This window comes from Sphingobium yanoikuyae (assembly GCF_013001025.1).
Lineage (GTDB): Bacteria > Pseudomonadota > Alphaproteobacteria > Sphingomonadales > Sphingomonadaceae > Sphingobium > Sphingobium yanoikuyae_A.
The window spans coordinates 845,072-862,332 of record NZ_CP053021.1 but is presented as its reverse complement, the minus strand read 5'-3'; the positions used below and the strand labels follow the sequence as shown (position 1 = coordinate 862,332).

Sequence of the window (17,261 nt, the reverse complement as noted above, 5' to 3'; positions counted from 1 at the left end):
AGGTCATGGCCCTTAGGTAACCGGTATCAATAATCGGGAGAGGGTCATGGCAGTCAGCCGACGGGACGCATTGCTGGCGACGGCTTCGGCGGCGCTGGCAGGTGGTTTGAGCGAGGCGCGGGCGGCACCCCCTGCTCCACCGGACACGCCTGCCCCCGCGCCCGACTGGCGGCGCGGCTTCGACAATCAGCGCATCGCCGATCTGGGCGACGGCCGCTTCCTCAATCCGCTGATCGCGGGCGATCATCCCGATCCCACCATCCTCAAGGATGGCGCGGATTATTACATGACCTTCTCGACCTTCGATTCCTATCCCGGACTCATCATCTGGCATTCGCGCGACCTGGTGAACTGGCGGCCGATCGGCCCGGCGCTGCACAAGAATATCGGATCGGTCTGGGCGCCTGAACTGTGCAGGCACAAGGGCCGCTATTATCTCTACATCCCGGTCAAGGCGTCTCCCAACACCAGCTATGTGATCTGGGCCGATCGGATCGAGGGGCCGTGGAGCGATCCGATCGACCTGCATCTGCCCAACCATATCGATCCCGGCCATGCGGTGGGCGAGGATGGATCGCGCTGGCTGTTCCTGTCGGGCGGCGACCGGGTGCGCCTGACCGACGATGGTCTGGCGACCGTCGGCCAGCCCGAACATGTCTATGACCCCTGGCACTATCCCGACGACTGGGATGTCGAGGGTTTCTCGCCCGAAGGCCCCAAGATTTTGCGCCATAAGGGCTATTTCTATCTGGTGACCGCCGTGGGCGGCACGGCCGGACCGCCGACCGGGCATATGGTGATCGCCGCCCGGTCGCGGTCGATCCATGGCCCCTGGGAAAATTGCCCGGCCAACCCGATCGTGCGCACCGTCGACCGCGCCGAAAAATGGTGGTCGCGCGGCCATGCCACCTTGGTCGAGGGACCGGATGGCAGTTGGTGGTCGGTCTATCATGGCTATGAAAATGGCTATTGGACATTGGGGCGGCAGACGTTGCTCGACCCGGTCGAATGGACGGCGGATGGCTGGTTCCGCATGACCGGCGGCGATCTGTCGCAACCGATCGCCAAGCCCAGGGGCGGCCAGGCCGGGCCGCATGGCCAGCCACTGTCGGATGATTTCAGTGCGCTGCACCTCGGTTCGCGCTGGAACTTCTTCAAGCCGGCGCCGCAGGAGGCGCAGCGCGCGCGGGTCGAGGGCGGATCGCTGGTCCTGAAGGCCAGCGGCACCGCCCCCTCCAGTTCGTCGCCCTTGCTGCTGGTGGCGGGCGATCAGGCCTATCAGTTCGAATGCACGATCGAGATCGCGCCGGGTGGCGTCGCCGGCCTTCTCCTCTTCTATGACGAACAGTTGTATTGCGGGCTGGGCTTCGACCAGGAGCGGTTCGTCACCCATCAATATGGGATCGAGCGCGGCCGCCCCGCCAATCCCCATGGCCGCCGGATGCGGATGCGCGTCACCAACGACCGGCACATCATCCGCTTTCACATCAGCGGCGACGACGGCAGGAGCTGGAAACGGTTCGACCGGGGCATGGAAGTGTCGGGCTATCACCATAATGTGCGCGGCGGCTTCCTGATGCTGCGCCCCGGCCTCTATTCCGCCGGTGCCGGCGAAGCGCGCTTCACCGACTTCCGTTTTCGCGCGCTCTAAGGCCGATTGGGCCGACACGGGACGCGACAGTCGAAGTTCACAGTGTCGTGCGGGCTATTTCGGGCCAATGCGCCTGTGATGCACCCACGACGCGCCGGTCATGCGCCTGTGACGCGACAGTGGCGGGGGAAACGGGTCACACCCGCGCGCTTTCGACGCGGCGCCGACGCGACAATGAAGCGACAGCCACGCAACAGGCGGGTGGTCTGGCGAGGAGATGGGGCGGCTCTTGCATCCCCAAGGGTAGATCAGAGAAGGGGCGAGTAGGAAAGCCGGGGCAGTTGCGCGAAAGCCCACCCCGCTGCGACTTGCGCGCTGTGCGCGCAAGTCTCGCTGCCCCTCCCGTTTACGGGAGGGGAATGGCAAGTTTCTGCCTTAGGCCTTGGCTGGCGCGCGGCTGCGCAGCAGGGCGAGCAGCAGACCGAGGCCACCGACAAGCAACAACAGGTCGACCAGCAGCCCCTGCCCGCCCGCCAGCAGCGGGGCGCCGTGCAGAAGCGCGACGATCAACAGGCCGGCGACCAGCGCCCATTGCAGGCCGCGCGACAGGCGCGGGCCGGGCAGCGCCTTCGCCATGCCGGCGGCCCGCACCGACAGGATGGTGAGGCCGATCCAGGCCAGCGGCAGCGGCGTTTGAGGCAAGGCGAAGGCCAGCGCGGCGGTCAGCACCAGGATCACCGGCTGACCCCAGCAGATCGCAGCCCAGATCCGTTCCCATTGCGGCGCGGGCCGGCCGCGATCGCGGCGGCGGGCCAGCCAGATGGTCACGCCGCTGGAGGTAACGATGCAGAGCGCAATGCCGAGCAGGCCATAGGCGATCCGCACGGGCAGCCCGCCGAACCAGCCGAAATGCAGCTGGCCGATGCCGCTCAGCATTCGGGTGCCGGCGACCAGATCCTGCGGCTGCTCCTGATGGAGCAGTTGCCCGCGCGCATCATATTGCACCTCGTCCTGCTGGGTCAGCAGCTTGGGCCGACCGCTATGGATCGAGATGCGCATATCGGCGCGGCCGGGCCGTTCGACCATGATATTGTCCGCAACGGCCGCCGGCGCGCGGGCGCGGGCATCGGCGATCAGCCTCGCAATATCGGGAATTGGCATGGCGCGCGCGTCAACCTTGGGCGGCGGATCGAGGAAGAGTTCATAGACCTTCCCCATGTCGCCGCGATAGAGCAGCATGGCCAGCATCGCGACGATGATGGTGCTGAGGCCGAGCAGCGCGCCGGTCAGCGCCAGGGTGAAATGAAAGGGCAAGGCCCAGATGCCGAGGCGATTGTGCAGATCCGCCTCCTGCAGCCGGCGCGAACCGCCCAACCGCAGATGGAAGGCATCGCGCAGTACGCGCGGATGTGCCAATATGCCCGACACCAGGGAGGAAAGCAGCGCCACGCCGGTTAGGCCGACGATGAACTGCCCCCAGCTGCGCGGCAGATGCAGGTTGATATGGAGGTGGATCAGGAATTCGGTCCAGACCGCTTCCAGATCGGACAGCGCGCCATCGGCCGCCACGCCCCATTTATGTTCATAGGTCGCGCTGAAGGCGGTCAGGCTGGCGCCATCCTGTTTCGCAGTGGGCAGCGACAGATAGAGGGTGGTGTCGGCCGGCGCGCGCCTGGCCGCTTCGGCGATGGCGCGGGCAGCCGAGGCATCCGACAGGCTGGTCACCACCGGCGTCGCCGGCACTTCCCATCGCTCCAGATCGGGCGCGAACACCGCGACCGTGCCGGTCAGGCACACGATGTAGATGATCGCGGCAAAGGCGAGGCCCAGCACCGAATGGCTGCTGAGCACCGATCGCACCGTTTCGGGCGACAAGGGCCAGCGCCATTTCTTCGCCCGGCTGTTGGTCTGGACGCTCTGGTCGTTCATGCGGCCCCTCCCAAGGCGGCAAGGCCGAAGCCGATGATGCTGGTGCCGACCAGCACGGCGGTCGCGCGGAGCAGGCGGCGGTCCGCCAGGGTCCAGGTCATGGCCAGCCCCCACAGGATCGGCAGCAACAGGCCGCCAAGCACGATCCGGGTGCGCGGATCACCGGGCAGATAGACCGTAACGCAAAAGGCGACACCCATCGCCGCCGTCATGCCGAGCGGCCCGGCGAGCAAGGCGCGGAGCACCCCGCGCCAGAAGCGGCCCGGTTCCTCCAGCGGCTCGGGCGCGACATCGCCATCGCGCACCCGTGCCGCCTTGCGCCGGACCCGGCCGAACCAGATGATGGCGAGCGCGCCGATCCCCTCCATCGCCAGTCCCAAGGCCAGCCCCTTGACCGGCCCGATCAGCAGGAAGGCAGCGACCAGCAGGCCGATCAATACGCCCCATCCCGCCAGCAGCAGGCCAAGCACGGAGCGGTCCCGCCGCACCCAGGAGCGGCGCAACAGGGCAGCGCCCAGGGCGCCGCCGGCGATGAGCAGCAGGCTGGCGAGCGTGATCACCAATGGACGCTCGCGCCGACGCCGACGGTCTGGGGTTCGCCCAGGATCGCCTGATGAATCGCGGCATATTGGTACTGCATATAATCCTCGTTGAGGATGTTGCGGGCGAAGACGAACAGCGACCAATGATCGGTTTCATAACCGATCTTGCCATTCACGACCGTGCGGCCGCCGACCTTGTACTGGCCCTGATCCTGACCGACGCCGGTGAAGACCGACGAACGGTAATTGGCGTTGAGATTGGCGACGAAGCCCGGCCCGAACTGCGCATTGATGCCGCCCGACAGGGTCCAGCGCGGCGCATAGGGGAATTGGGTGTCGGTGAGGTCAACCGTGCTGGTCGCCCCTGCGGGCAGGACGAAATCGGTGAATTTGGTGCGGACATGGCCGACCGAGCCATAGAGATCGATGCCCCGCGCGATCGTGGCATTCGCTTCCACCTCGAACCCGTAAAGATGCGATCCGGCCGCGTTCACCGTGTTGTAATCATAGGCATTCTGTCCGAAATAGGCGGTGACCTGCTGGTCCTTCCACGTCATGTAGAAGGCATTGGCATTGAGCGTCAGGCGCCCGTCGAGCCATTTGGAGCGCAGCGAGCCTTCATAATTCCAGCTATATTCCGGATCATAGGCGACCAGCAGGGCGCGGGCCGGGTTCTGGCTGGAGCCGCCCGAGCGATAGGCGCGCTGGACGGTGAAGGCGGTGGTGAGGTCCGGCGTCCAGTCCATGCTGATCCCGGCCTTGGGCAGGAAGGCGTTGAAGCTGCGGCTGTTGGACGCCAGCGGCGAGGAGGCATCGTCGACCAGCCCCAGAACGCCCTGGTTGATCAGCGAAATGATCGGGGCATAGGCCGCGCCGAGGAAATTGGCATTGGGCAGCGTGCCGTTGAAGGTCGCCACGGTTTGCGCAGCATAGCGGTTGCGCTCATGATCGTAGCGGAAGCCGCCGATCAGGGTCAGCCGGTCGGTCAGCTTGAAACGAGCGTCGCCGAACAGCGCCATCGTCTCCACCTTTTCAGGCTGGTCGGCGGAATAGGCGACCGGGATGACCGGCAGTTGTGCCGCATAGGCATTGCTGAGGAAGGTCGCCTGCGCTGCGGTCGCGCCATTGGCGCGCAGCAGGGCGGCGATGGTGGCGGTCGGCGTATCGATGTTCACCCGGCTATTCTGGTCGATGCTGCCGGTGCGGCGATAATACCAGGCGCCCAGCAGGCCGCTCAGCCGTTCGCCATCATAGTTGAGGCGCATTTCCTGGGTCAGGGTACGGTAATTATAGCGATTGTCGATCGCCTGGATATCCTGCGGCGTGCCGTCGGTATCGATCACCGAATGGACGCGCGAGCGGTTCCAGGAGGTGACGCTCGACAGTTTCAGCCCCTGGGCCAGCGGATAGCTGACGTTGAAGACGGCAAGGTCGCTGTCGATCTTGCCCCGGCTGGGCTGATCGCCGGTGGCGATACGGTGATTGAAATAATTGGGCACGTCGGTGCGGGCATATTCGTAGAGATAGCCGCCGTCTCGCCGCACGCGATTATAGCTGGCGACTGCCTCCAATCCCGGAATGGCCTGGGGCGTCCACTTGATCTTGCCGCGCAGATTGAGCGATTCCAGCGCATCGCTATATTCGTCGCGGGTGACATTGTAGATGAGGCCGCGATCGTTGCGGCGCTCGGCCGACAGGCGGATGCCCAGTTCATCCTTGATGATCGGTCCGCCGATCGCGGCGGAGAAGGTGCGATCATCATATTCGCTCCACAGCACGCGCGCGTCGCCGCCCCAACGGGTCAGCGAGGGATCCTTGCTGGTGATGACGATGCCGCCGGCCAGCGCGTTGAGGCCCTGGATGGTCGATTGCGGGCCACGCAGCACTTCCACCTGCTGCACATCCCACAGGTCGGTCGGGCCGCCATAAAGCGCCCATTTGGGCACCGGCGCGCCATCGACATAGACGCTGGCGGCGTCTGCTTGCCCGCCCGCGCCGACGCCGCTGTTGCTGATGCCGCGGATGGTGAAGCCGGACGAGCCATAGGTTTCGGACAGGTTGGCGGTGCGGTTATAGACGTCCTGGATGGTGATCAGCGCCTCGCGCTCGATCGTCTCGGGCGTGACGACGGCGATGCTGGTCGGCGTCTGCTGCAGGGTGCGGGCGCTCTTTTCGCCGGTGACGATGATGTCGGCGCGAGCCTGGTCCATATCGGCATCCGGCGCCTGCCCCGCCAGCGCCGGGCTGGCCAGGGCAGAACCGGCCAGTGCGACGATCGCCGCCCCGGAAAAAAAGAAAGACGACCGCACCATATAATCCCCCAAATATTCTTGGCGGCGCCATATTTGAGAACGCTAACGCGAGTCAATGTCATTGCGTGAATGGACTATTGCTGTTGCCTGCCCGGCACCGCCCCTGCCCCACCGCCGACCCAAGAAAAAGGGCCAGCCACCTCGTGCAGAAGGCGGCTGGCCCGTGACGGCGCGACCCGAGGGGACAGGCTACATCTTCACGCGCGCGCCGAACTGGAAGGTGCGGCCGAAATGATTGTACTCATAGTTGCGATTGGCATCGAGGTCGGTGTAGCGGCCGCGATATTCATCGGTCAGGTTGATGCCGTCGAGGGTGAATTCCAGCCAGTCGGTTGCCTTGTAACGGACCGAGGCGTCGACATTGACGGTTGAATTATAGCCTTCGAAAACGTTGCCGGTCCCGCTGTTCTGGTCGCTGTAAGGCCCGCGATAGCTGGCCGAGACGCGCGCGCTGAAGCGGTTGTCGTCATAATAGAGGGTGCCGTTATAGGCCCGCTTCGACACGCCGAACAACGTATTCTCCCGCGCGACATTGACCAGGCCGCCACCCGGCACGACCGCCGGCCCCGACACATTATAGGTGGCGTTGGAGTCGATGAAAGTCGCGTTGGCCAGGATGCCGAAATGCTTGAAGATGCCCGGCAGGAAGGTGAAGGGCAGTTGCAGCGCGATTTCCGCCCCCTTGAGCGAGGCGCCGGTGCCGTTGACCGTGGTCGCGATGGTCCAGATCGGTTCGGCCTGCAGCGCGGGATTGAGCGCGGCGGGCGAGGAACTGACCAGCACCGAAGCCGGCAGGCCGGTTTCCGCGAAGGTCGCGTTGGAAATGGTCGCGGCGACCGGGAAGCTCTGCACATCCTTCTTGAACAGGGCGACCGAGAAGAGCGACTGGGGCGCGAAATACCATTCGACAGCCAGGTCATAGGCGGTCGCGCGATAGGGGTTTAGATAGGGGTTACCGTAGCTGACGCGATACTGGAAGCCGTCGGCCGAACCGCCCGGCGTCAGGCTGCCCAGCGTCGGGCGGGTCATCACATCGGCCACCGCCGCGCGAATGACCAGCTTGTCGGTCGGGAACAGGGCCAGGTTGGCGGCCGGCAGCCAATCCTCATAGCTGCGCTTGATCGTCACCGGGATGCCGCCATTGAGGCCGGTCGAGCGCTGGTCGGTCTTGGCATAGCGCATGCCCGCGTTCAGCGCATATTCGAGGCCGAACAGGTCGCCCTTGGCATCGAACTGGAAATAGCCGCCGGTCACTTCCTCGCGCACCGACCGGTTGTTGCCGACGTCCAGCGCCAGCGCGCGGTCATAGAGTTTGGTATAGGCGGTCGCCGCGTCCAGATTGGGGATCAACCACTGGGTGGTGGTGCCCGACGGCTGGCCCGCCTTGCCCAGGGTGAAGAGTTCGCTCAATTCCGGCGTCGCCTGGAAGCCATAGACGGCGCTCGGGCCAAACAGGCTGGTCGGCGAACAGGTGATGGTGCCCAGCACCAGATCCTTGCCGCCATTGCCGCAGACCGCGGTATCGCGCTGATAGCCGACGGTCTTGAAGTCGAACCGGCGCCACATCGAACCGACCTTCACGGTCAGCCCCTCGGCCGCGTCCCATTCGGTGCGCAACTGCGCCGTCTTGAAGCGGTTGGTGGTGTTGGACGGACGGTCGCGGATTTCGGCGAGCTGGAAATTGGCCGGATCGGTCACGCTGGTGCCGAAGGTCAGCTTGGGATGCTTCATGTCGCTATAGTCATAGCTATAACCCTGGGCATCGCGATCGTCGAAGACCACCGTGGTTTCGACCGGAATGTCGGCGTTGGACTTGGACAGGCCGCCCAGCAGGGTGAAGCGGAACTTGTCCGTCACATCCTGGTCCCAGGTGCCACCGACCTGATAAAATTCGGTGCTCGACTTGCGCAAATAATGTTCGGTGCGGACCCAGGCATCGTTGAGCGTGGCCGAGATCATGTTGCCATTATCGTCATAGACCGGATTGACGACGTTGATCGACCGCTCGTTGGAGCGCAGCAGCACCTCGCCCCACTTCTCCTCGCGGGTTTCCTTGAAGCGCGAATAGAGGCCATCGATCGAGATCTTGGTCGCGTCGGTCGGGGCGAACTGGATCGATCCGGTCAGGCCCAGCCGCTCGCGATCATGACGCACCTCGCCATAGCGCGGGATGCGCGGGTGGAAGGACAGGGCCGCCGCATCGCAGGCCGCGCTCTTGACATAGGTGCCGCCCGAATTGGGCTGGGTGAAGCAGGGAGTGCCATCGACATTGTCGAAGCGGGCCTGGGCCCAGCGCACGCTGTTATTGCCCAGTTCCTTGGTATCGAGCGTCGAATAGGCCGCCGACAGGGCGACGCCGAAGCGGCCGTCGGCCGATTTCCAGGACGCGATGCCGGCCAGGCGCGGTCCCCAATTCTTCGCCAAGTCATTATAGGAGGCGGTCGCCGACCCGACGAGGGTCAGCCCTTCCTTGCCACCGAGCGGATTGCCGGTGTTGAGATCGACCACGGCGCCGAGCGAGCCTTCGTCCAGCGAGGCTTCGGCGGTCTTGTGAACGACCAGCGAACTGAACAGCTCGGACGCGAAGACGTTGAAATCGAAGGAGCGATCGCGGTTCGAGCTGGCACCATCGGTCGAGGTGGCGACCGTTTCCAGCCCGTTGACGCGCACGCGGGTGAACTGCGCGCCCAGGCCGCGCACGGTGATCGCGCGCCCTTCGCCGCCGTCACGCTGGATCGAGATGCCGGGGATGCGCTGCAGGGATTCGGCGAGATTCTGGTCGGGGAACTTGGCGATATCCTCCGCCACGATCGCATCGACCGAACTGACCGACTGGCGCTTGAGGTTGATCGCCGCGCCCAGCGACTGGCGGAAACCGGTGACGATGATGTCGGATTCCTGGGCTGCGGCACCCGCCTGCCCCTGATCCGGCGCAACCGCGGCATCGCCCTGCCCAGACTGAGCCTGTGCCTGAGCGGCGGAAACGCAGGCGATGGCGCATGCCAGGGTCGAGGCTGCGGACAGCCATTTCCGGGCGGACGAAGCCTGTACGAACGCAATCATAGAAACATCCCTCCATATTTCCGCCACGCCTCTTTGGGGGTGCGGCCCGATGTTGTCCCCTTGAAGACACCGGTGTCAGAAACTTGTGACCCGACTGCGGATCAATGTCAATGATCATTGCGGCAATTATGTCTGAAGCTCCTAGGCCAGCGCTCGCGGCGATTTTCCGCGCCCTCCTGTCGGAAAAGCGTCCATATCGAGCCATTTTGCACCGCAATATGGGCCACATGGCGCAGAATGACGGAGCGCAGCCCGCGTCTTCGCCTCGCTTTCACAATGACCGCAAACAGATTCGACACCGGTGTCAAATTGCTTGCATCATCGCCGCCACGGTGCAAGTCTGGCCAGGAGAGGAGCTTTCGGAAGCATGAAAATAACCGCCAGACTGATCGCCCTGCCGCTTGCCGGCCTTGCCCTGATCCCCTTGCCAGCAACTCTATCCGCCGCCTCGGCCAAGACCAGCGCATCCAGCGCAACGACTGCGTTTCCGGGCGCCGTCGGCTGGGCATCGGCAACGCCCGGCGGCCGAGGGGGCCGCGTCATCCGCGTGACCACGCTGGCGGCCGATGGCCCCGGCAGCCTGAAGGCGGCACTGGAGGCAAAGGGCCCGCGCATCGTCGTGTTCGAGGTGGGCGGCGTCATCGACATGGCGCGCCAGACCATCACCATCCGCGAACCCTATCTGACCATTGCCGGCCAGACCGCCCCTTCCCCCGGCATCACCCTGGTCCGGTCGGGCATCGACATCGCCACCCATGACGTGATCATGCGCCATATCCGCGTGCGCACCGGGGTGGACGACCAGCCGCTGCTGAGCGGATGGGAGGCGGATGCCATGTCGGTGGTCGGCGGCCATGACATCATCGTCGACCATTGCAGCTTCACCTGGGCGATCGACGAGAATATGTCGGCATCCGGCCCGCGCTTCAACGGCAAGACGCCCGACGAATGGCGCGCCAACACGGCGCACAACATCACCTTTTCCTATAATCTGGCGGCCGAGGGCCTGGCCAATGCCAGCCATCCCAAAGGCGAGCACAGCAAGGGCACGTTGATCCACGACAACGCGACCAACATCCTGATTTATCGCAACGTCTACGCCCATAATGTCGAGCGCAACCCCCTGCTGAAGGGCGGCGTCCATGCGGCCGTGGTCAACAACATCATCTATGATCCGGGCGAGCGCGGCGTGCATTACAACCTGATGGCGCTGGAATGGGGCGAACATCCCTATCAGAATGGCAAGCTGGCGGCGGTCGGCAATGTCATGCGCGGCGGCGTATCGACGGCAACCGGCCTGCCCTTCCTGACCTTGGGCGGCGACGGCGACCTGGAATATTATGGCAAGGACAATCTGGCCGTCGACAAGTTCGGCAAGCCATTGCCGATGTTCGGTCGCTATGGCGAGACCAAGGCGAAGCTGGTCGAGACGCAGACGCCGCCGACCTGGTGGCAGGGGCTGGACGTTCTGCCGGTGCGCGATGTCGAGACCCATGTGCTATGGCGCGCGGGCGCCCGCCCGTGGGACCGGGATGCCGATGATCTGCGGGTGCTGTTCTTCGTGGCGGAAGGGCGCGGCGAGATCATCGACAATGAGAAGCAGGTGGGCGGCTATCCCAAATTCGCGCCGACCCGCGCGCCCTTTGTCGAGGGCGACTGGAACCTCGACACGATGGAGCCGAAATCGGGGCGCTATCCCGGCCAGAAGGACGAGACGACCGAGCATCTGTCGGACCGCGACAAGATGATGCGACAGGAGGCAAAGCCATGAGCCTGGTGCTGTTGCTGGCGGCGGCCGCCGCGCCGCCGATGGTGGTGGTCGACGAGCGAGAGGTGATGCGCGACGAGCCGCCGCCCCATGGCGAGATCGGCATGTCGACCGCATATCGCATCAGCGACGCCGTGCCGCAGCCGCGCAGCATGGAATTCCGCAAGCGCGTGCTGCATGTCGGCGCGGCGATCGGCGTCCATCCAATCGCCCATGACGAGGTCTATTATGTCCTGTCGGGCGAAGGGGTGGTGACATCCGACGGCGTGGAAAAGCCGCTGACACCGGGCATGGCTGCCTATCTCTACAAAGCCGCCAAGGTGGGCATCCGGCAGGTCGGCAAGGAACCGCTGGCGCTGATCATCAGCTATCCGGTGGTTCACTGACCCGAAATGTTACCAGGCGCGCGGCACATTGCCGATGCGCTTGGCGACATCGGCCTCGATCGCGTTGAGTTCGGCCTGGCTGAGCACACCCGACAGCATCAGCCGGCGCATCAGCTCATCGACCAGGGCGGCGAGAAAATGCAGCTCGCCGCGTTCCGAGACATAATCGATATCCTGCGTATCCATGCGGTTCCTCCAACTGCATGGGCGGACTCAACGCACCCGCCCCCTTTTGGTTGCGGCCCGGCAACGAACAGCGCTCAACTGCCGGGCTGGATATAGGGGACGCGGGCGAAGAGTTCCCGCTCCCAGCCGCGCGGATCGCTTTCCACATGGCTGTCGACATCGACGATCATTGTCTGCCGTCCGTCCAGCCGATATTGCGGCCAGGGCGCCATCTCGACGCCATTGGGATCACCGCGCCGGGCGAAGGCCAGGAAGCGCTGCATCAGCGCGCGCGAGGCGGCCTGGGCACCTGCGCCCGTGCCGGTGAAGCTGCCCGGCGCATCGAGCGTGCCGAAGGCGAGCGCGATGTCCATGGTGTGCGGCGCGCCGCGTTCGGGCTGGGTCGGCGAGGCGAAATCCACCTGATAGACCCAGGTCGACGCATCGACGCGGGCGCGCGCCTCCGCCTCCAGCACCTGCCCCGGCCAGCTGCGCCCGGCCGTGGTCGCGGCGTAGAAGATACGCTCCGCCGACCAGTCGGGATAGCGCGCGCGATATTGGGCGACGATCCATTCGGGTGACAGGTCCATGCGCAGTTCCGGGGCGATCCGGGCGGCGAGGTTGGACCAGTCCAGCCCCTGGAGCTTGGGGCCATGAGGATCGATGAAGGCACGGGTCTCGTCATGGGTGTTGCCCAGCATCATCGGGATCGCCTGTGACTGGGGCGGCGCATCGGGCCAGAAGGGATGGCGCGCAAGATGCGTCATGTCGAGCACCGGGCCCATGTAAAGGCCGCCACCCAAGATCGGGTCTTGCGCTGCCAGCCCCTCCACCAGTTGCGCCGTTGAAAGTGACAGCAAAGATGACAGGTCATCGGCCTTTACGCCCAGCCCGGCGAGATAGGCCTGCGCCCGCTTCGTCGCGTTGAGCGGGCCCGACGCCGTTACCTGCTGCCCGCTCATGGTGATGGCGCGATGGAACAGGCCGGCAGCCGCCGGCATCGCCATCATCGTCGCGATCTTGGCGCCGCCGCCCGACTGGCCGAAGACCAAGATATTGCCGGGATCGCCGCCAAAGGCCGCGATATTGTCGCGCACCCATTGCAGTGCGAGGATGAGGTCGAGCTGGCCCGCATTGCCGCTGTCGACGAAGCGCGGATCGAGCCGGGCGAGATAGAGATAGCCGAAAATGTTGAGCCGGTGGTTGACCGTCACCACCACGACATCGCCCTGCGCAGCCAGCCGGTCGCCATAGGTCAGCGGATCGACCACGGAGCCGTTGGAATAGGCGCCACCATGGATGTAGAGCATCACCGGCCGTTTGGCGCGCGGGTCGGGACCGGGGGTCCAGATATTGAGGAACAGGCAATCCTCGCTCTCCGCTTCCTGCTTGCCCTGTTGCGGGCAGGAGGGGGCGAAGGCGCTGGCATCGGCCGTGCCGGTCCAGCCATCGGGCGCAAGCGGTGCCTGAAAGCGGCGAGGCGCGGTATCCTGGCCGTAGCGCAGGCCGCGAAAGACATGGAGGCCGCCCTCGCGGGTGCCGGCGACCCGGCCCTTGCGCGTGGTCACGATGCTGGCGGTGGCGGCATGGGCCGGGCGAACGAGGCTGGCGCCCAGCAGGGCCGCAGCCCCGGTCAACGCGCTCCGCCGGTCGATATCGGGCATCCGTCCTCCTGTGATAGGTCGGGAGGCTGAGCCCTCCTCTTGGATTTTCCTCCGTTCGCGTTGGAATCGCGAACGGAGGTCAGTCAGTTCAGCGGGCCAGCCAGCCGCCATCGACGGCGAGGACATGGCCGTGGATATAGTTGGCCGCCGGCGAGGCGAGGAACACGGCCGCGCCGCCAATGTCGCCGGGGTCGCCCCAGCGGCCGGCCGGGATACGTTCCTGGATCTGGCGGTTGCGGGTCTCGTCAGCCTGCAGCGCGGCGGTGTTGTTGGTCGCGATATAGCCCGGCGCGATCGCGTTGACGTTGACGCCCTTGGCCGCCCACTCGTTCGCCAGCAGCTTGGTGAGGCCGGCGACGCCGCTCTTGGACGCGGTATAGCTCGGCACGCGGATGCCGCCCTGGAACGACAGCAAGGAGGCGATGTTGACGATCTTGCCGCCGCCCTGTGCCAGCATGTGCCGCCCGGCCGCCTGGGCCAGGAAGAAGGTGGACTTCAAATTGGTATCGATCACCGCGTCCCAGTCTTCCTCGGTGAAGTCGACGCTGTCGGCGCGGCGGATGATGCCGGCATTGTTGATGAGGATGTCGAGGCCGCCCAGTTTCGCGATCGTCTCGTCGACGACGCGCTGCACCGGTTCGATGCTGGAAAGATCGGCCGAGACGATCTCGGCCTTGCGGCCGAGCGCCCGGACCTTCTCGACGGTTTCCTCCGCCGGGGTGCGGCCCACCGCCGCAATGTCGGCGCCGGCCGCCGCGAGCGACAGCGCGATCGCCTGGCCGATGCCGGTATTGGCGCCGGTGACGATGGCGACCTTGCCGCCAAGATCGAAGATAGTGCTCATATAAGCTCCAAATCCCCCTCCCGCTTGCGGGAGGGGTTAGGGGAGGGTTTGGGAGATTGGCGTCGCAGACATGCCCTCCCCCGTCCCCTCCCTGAAGGGAGGGGGGGCTCAGGCCAGCTGGCAGATGTCCAGCACGTTCATGTCGGTATAGTCCTGGTTCTCGCCGGCCATCGCCCAGATGAAGGCATAGGCTTTGGTGCCCGATCCCATATGGATCGACCAGGGCGGCGAGATCACCGCTTCCTCATTGGCCATGACGATGTGACGCATCGCGTCGCCCTCGCCCATATAGTGGAAGACGCGGTCGGCATCGCCATCCAGCTCGAAATAGAAATAAATCTCGCTGCGGCGCTCATGGATGTGCGGCGGCATGGTGTTCCACACCGAACCGGGCTTCAGGACCGTGAGGCCCATGACCAGCTGCGCGCTATCGCAGATGCCGGGGATGACGAGCTGGAAGATGGTGCGCTCGTTCGACTCTTCCAGCGAACCACGTTCCAGCGCATTGGCGTCGGCAATGCCGAGCTTGCGGGTGGTGAACGCCTTGTGCGCCGGGCAGGAGGCGAGATAATAGCGCGCGCCGGCGCCGGCGAACTCCACATCCTTCGCGCCCATCGTCACATAGAGGCAATCCTTGTTGCCGAGCGTGAAGACTTCGCCGTCGACGGTCACGGTGCCTTCGACGCCCGAGACATTGACGATCGCCAGCTCGCGCCGCTCCAGGAACGGATGGCCCGCCGCCGAGGCCGGCTCGGTCTGCGCCGGCAGCTTCACCGGTGCGTCAGCCACCGCCACGCCGCCGATCACGAAGCGTTCGGCATGGGTGTAGTTCAGCACGCATTCGCCGTTACGGAACAGCCCGCCGATCAGATAGCGATCCCGCAGCTCCTCGTTCGACACGCACTCCATCATGTCGGGGTGGGTCGCATAATAGGTCTTGTCGAACATGATATCCTCACCGGTTATTCGAAATTGCCCCTTGGGAAGCAAATTCGGAAACCGGTGTCAACCTTAGCGTGGATCAGCCCGATGCAGGCGCCACCGAACTGCGCCGGATCAGGGTCGAACTGAAGAGGGATGGCTCGCTGACCTCCGCCTCCTCGCCGATGGCAGTGCCGATCAGCTTGAGCGCGGCGGCGCGGCCCATGGCCGCGATCGGCCAGCGCACCGTGGTCAGCGGCGGCCAGACGCGGGTGGTGAGCGGCGTATCGTCGAAGCCGATGATCGACAATTGCTCCGGCACTTCGATCCCGCGCAGCCGCGCCGCATAGAGAACGCCGGCCGCCATCTCGTCATTGCTGGCAAAGATCGCGGTCGGCGGCGAAGTCAGATCGAACAGGTTTTCCGAAGCGGAAACCCCTGATTCAAAAGTATATTGCCCGTCCGCAACCAGGCTGCGCGGCAGGCTGATGCCGGCTTCCGCCAGCGCCATTTCAAAGCCCTCGCGCCGCTCCTTGGCCGAGCGGAAGCCATGCGGCCCGGCAATCAGGCCGATCCGCCGATGCCCCTGCGCGATCAGATAGCGCACCGCATCGGCCACCGCGTCCCGGTCATTGGAGGCGACCATATGTTCCGGGTCATCGAGCAGGGCCGAACCCATGCGCACATAGCGACAGCCGGCATCATCGAACAGTTTGGAAAGACTGTCATTTTCGGAGAGTGGCGGCAGCACCACAACGCCGAACAGGCGCTGGCGCGTCACGAAATTATGAATATCCTCCATCACCATCGCCGCGCCCCTATCCACCGGGCGCACAACCAGTTCGAACTCGGTGCCGTGCAGCGCTTCCAATATCCCCTTCTGCATGCTCAGCACCATCTGAGCATTGGGATTGTCGTAGATCAGGCCGATCAGGAAATTGCGCCCCAGCGCCAGCGCGCGGGCCTGCGGATTGGGGACATAGCCGGTCTGGCGGATGATTTCCTCCACCTTGCCGCGGGTTTCCTGGTTCAGCAGCGGCGATCGGTTGATGACGCGGCTGACCGTCTTCTTCGACACGCCGGCCATGCGGGCAATGTCGTTGATCGTCAGCTTGGCGGTGGCGCCCTCGTCCCTGGGTGTCTTTGTCATGGCCCTTTTATAGCGCGCTTATGGCCCGCAACCAGCGCAATATGCGTCGCTCGGCAAATCTATTGACACCGGTTACTCTTGCAGGCATCCCGAGAGGCAGAACCAGCCGAGAGGATCATCGTGACCGCCGCTTCCCCTGCCGCCATTGCGCGCGCCTTCGTCACCGCCCGACAGCAGGCGACGGGCTTTTCCGACTATCCCGGCCCGATCCCGCCCAGCCTGGCCGACGGCTATGCAATCCAGGCGGAGGCATTGGCGCTGGTCGATGCGCCGGTCGGCGGCTGGAAGGTCGGCCGCGTGCCCGCCCCGCTGGTCGAGCGTTTCGGCGCCGATCGCCTGGCCGGGCCGATCTTCACCCCGACCATCCATGCCCTGACCCCCGATGCCACCGGCCTGGTCTTTGCCCAGGGCTTTGGCGCGGCCGAGGCGGAATTCCTGCTGCGCATCGGCCAGGCGCCCCATCCGGCCCAGACCAGTTTCACGCTGGAGGAAGCCGCCGCGCTGGTCGACGCCGTGCATATCGGGCTAGAGATCGCCAGTTCGCCCTTCACCGGCATCAACGAGCATGGCCCGGCCGTCACCGTTTCGGATTTCGGCAATAATAACGGCCTGTTGATCGGCGCGGCCGTGCCGGACTGGCAGAGCCTGGCCTTTGCCGAGATCGACATCAGCCTGAGCATCGATGGCGTCGTCGCCGGTACCGGTCGCGCGGTCAGCTTCCCCGATGGACCGATCGGCTCCGTGCGTTTCCTGCTCGAAAATCTCGCCGCGCGCGGCATAAGGCTGCAACCGGGCGCATGGATATCGACAGGCGCCGTCACCGGCGTGCATGAAGTGCGCGTCGGGCAGACGGTGGTTGCGGACTTCGGACCGCTCGGCACCGCACATTGCGTCATCCGCCCCCAAGCGGCCGCCTGACAAGGTCG

The 17,261-nt window shown here is 65.1% G+C and carries 13 protein-coding genes; 4 read left to right on the top strand and 9 right to left on the bottom strand.

What is annotated here, in order from left to right; genetic code table 11:
- The first annotated feature begins 46 nt into the window (after nucleotides 1-46).
- Nucleotides 47-1,651, top strand: a complete 1,605-nt coding sequence (locus HH800_RS04505; RefSeq protein WP_169860313.1) for a family 43 glycosylhydrolase — start codon at nucleotides 47-49, stop codon at nucleotides 1,649-1,651.
- A 375-nt stretch (nucleotides 1,652-2,026) separates the two neighbouring features.
- On the opposite strand, the gene HH800_RS04500 is transcribed toward HH800_RS04505, so the two are convergent.
- From HH800_RS04500 to HH800_RS04485, 4 genes are all read right to left on the bottom strand, one after another.
- Nucleotides 2,027-3,520: a PepSY-associated TM helix domain-containing protein gene (locus HH800_RS04500; RefSeq protein WP_169860312.1), complete on the bottom strand. Its 1,494-nt coding sequence runs from the start codon at nucleotides 3,518-3,520 to the stop codon at nucleotides 2,027-2,029.
- Nucleotides 3,517-4,083 (bottom strand): hypothetical protein, encoded by a 567-nt coding sequence (locus HH800_RS04495; RefSeq protein ID WP_136186849.1) that lies wholly within the window; start codon nucleotides 4,081-4,083, stop codon nucleotides 3,517-3,519. The genes HH800_RS04500 and HH800_RS04495 overlap by 4 nt, the downstream gene beginning before the upstream one ends.
- Complete coding sequence (locus HH800_RS04490; RefSeq protein ID WP_169860311.1) at nucleotides 4,077-6,374, bottom strand: TonB-dependent receptor; 2,298 nt, start codon at nucleotides 6,372-6,374, stop codon at nucleotides 4,077-4,079. The genes HH800_RS04495 and HH800_RS04490 overlap by 7 nt, the downstream gene beginning before the upstream one ends.
- Before the next feature lie 189 nt (nucleotides 6,375-6,563).
- The gene (locus HH800_RS04485; protein ID WP_169860310.1) at nucleotides 6,564-9,437 is read right to left on the bottom strand and encodes a TonB-dependent receptor; all 2,874 of its coding nucleotides are present in this window, start codon (nucleotides 9,435-9,437) and stop codon (nucleotides 6,564-6,566) included.
- 367 nt (nucleotides 9,438-9,804) lie between these two features.
- On the opposite strand from HH800_RS04485, the gene HH800_RS04480 reads away from it, so the two are divergent.
- The gene (locus HH800_RS04480) at nucleotides 9,805-11,208 is read left to right on the top strand and encodes a pectate lyase family protein (RefSeq protein WP_169860309.1); all 1,404 of its coding nucleotides are present in this window, start codon (nucleotides 9,805-9,807) and stop codon (nucleotides 11,206-11,208) included.
- Nucleotides 11,205-11,591, top strand: a complete 387-nt coding sequence (locus HH800_RS04475) for a cupin domain-containing protein (protein ID WP_169860308.1) — start codon at nucleotides 11,205-11,207, stop codon at nucleotides 11,589-11,591. Before HH800_RS04480 ends, HH800_RS04475 begins: the two co-directional genes overlap by 4 nt.
- A gap of 9 nt (nucleotides 11,592-11,600) precedes the next feature.
- Here HH800_RS04475 and HH800_RS04470 read toward each other — a convergent pair whose 3' ends face one another.
- The 5 genes from HH800_RS04470 to HH800_RS04450 form a co-directional block, all read right to left on the bottom strand.
- On the bottom strand, nucleotides 11,601-11,777 hold the full coding sequence (locus HH800_RS04470; protein ID WP_163000274.1) for a hypothetical protein: 177 nt from the start codon (nucleotides 11,775-11,777) through the stop codon (nucleotides 11,601-11,603).
- A 74-nt stretch (nucleotides 11,778-11,851) separates the two neighbouring features.
- Nucleotides 11,852-13,420, bottom strand: coding sequence for a carboxylesterase/lipase family protein (locus tag HH800_RS04465; protein ID WP_169860307.1), 1,569 nt, complete (start codon nucleotides 13,418-13,420; stop codon nucleotides 11,852-11,854).
- A gap of 88 nt (nucleotides 13,421-13,508) precedes the next feature.
- The gene (kduD, locus tag HH800_RS04460) at nucleotides 13,509-14,264 is read right to left on the bottom strand and encodes a 2-dehydro-3-deoxy-D-gluconate 5-dehydrogenase KduD (RefSeq protein ID WP_169860306.1); all 756 of its coding nucleotides are present in this window, start codon (nucleotides 14,262-14,264) and stop codon (nucleotides 13,509-13,511) included.
- Between the two features lie 108 nt (nucleotides 14,265-14,372).
- Nucleotides 14,373-15,212 (bottom strand): 5-dehydro-4-deoxy-D-glucuronate isomerase, encoded by an 840-nt coding sequence (kduI, locus tag HH800_RS04455; RefSeq protein ID WP_169860305.1) that lies wholly within the window; start codon nucleotides 15,210-15,212, stop codon nucleotides 14,373-14,375.
- A gap of 73 nt (nucleotides 15,213-15,285) precedes the next feature.
- Nucleotides 15,286-16,335, bottom strand: coding sequence for a LacI family DNA-binding transcriptional regulator (locus HH800_RS04450; protein WP_004207757.1), 1,050 nt, complete (start codon nucleotides 16,333-16,335; stop codon nucleotides 15,286-15,288).
- A gap of 120 nt (nucleotides 16,336-16,455) precedes the next feature.
- Between HH800_RS04450 and HH800_RS04445 the strand changes: the two genes are divergently transcribed.
- Nucleotides 16,456-17,253, top strand: coding sequence for a 2-keto-4-pentenoate hydratase (locus tag HH800_RS04445; protein WP_169860304.1), 798 nt, complete (start codon nucleotides 16,456-16,458; stop codon nucleotides 17,251-17,253).
- The last annotated feature ends 8 nt before the right edge of the window (nucleotides 17,254-17,261 follow it).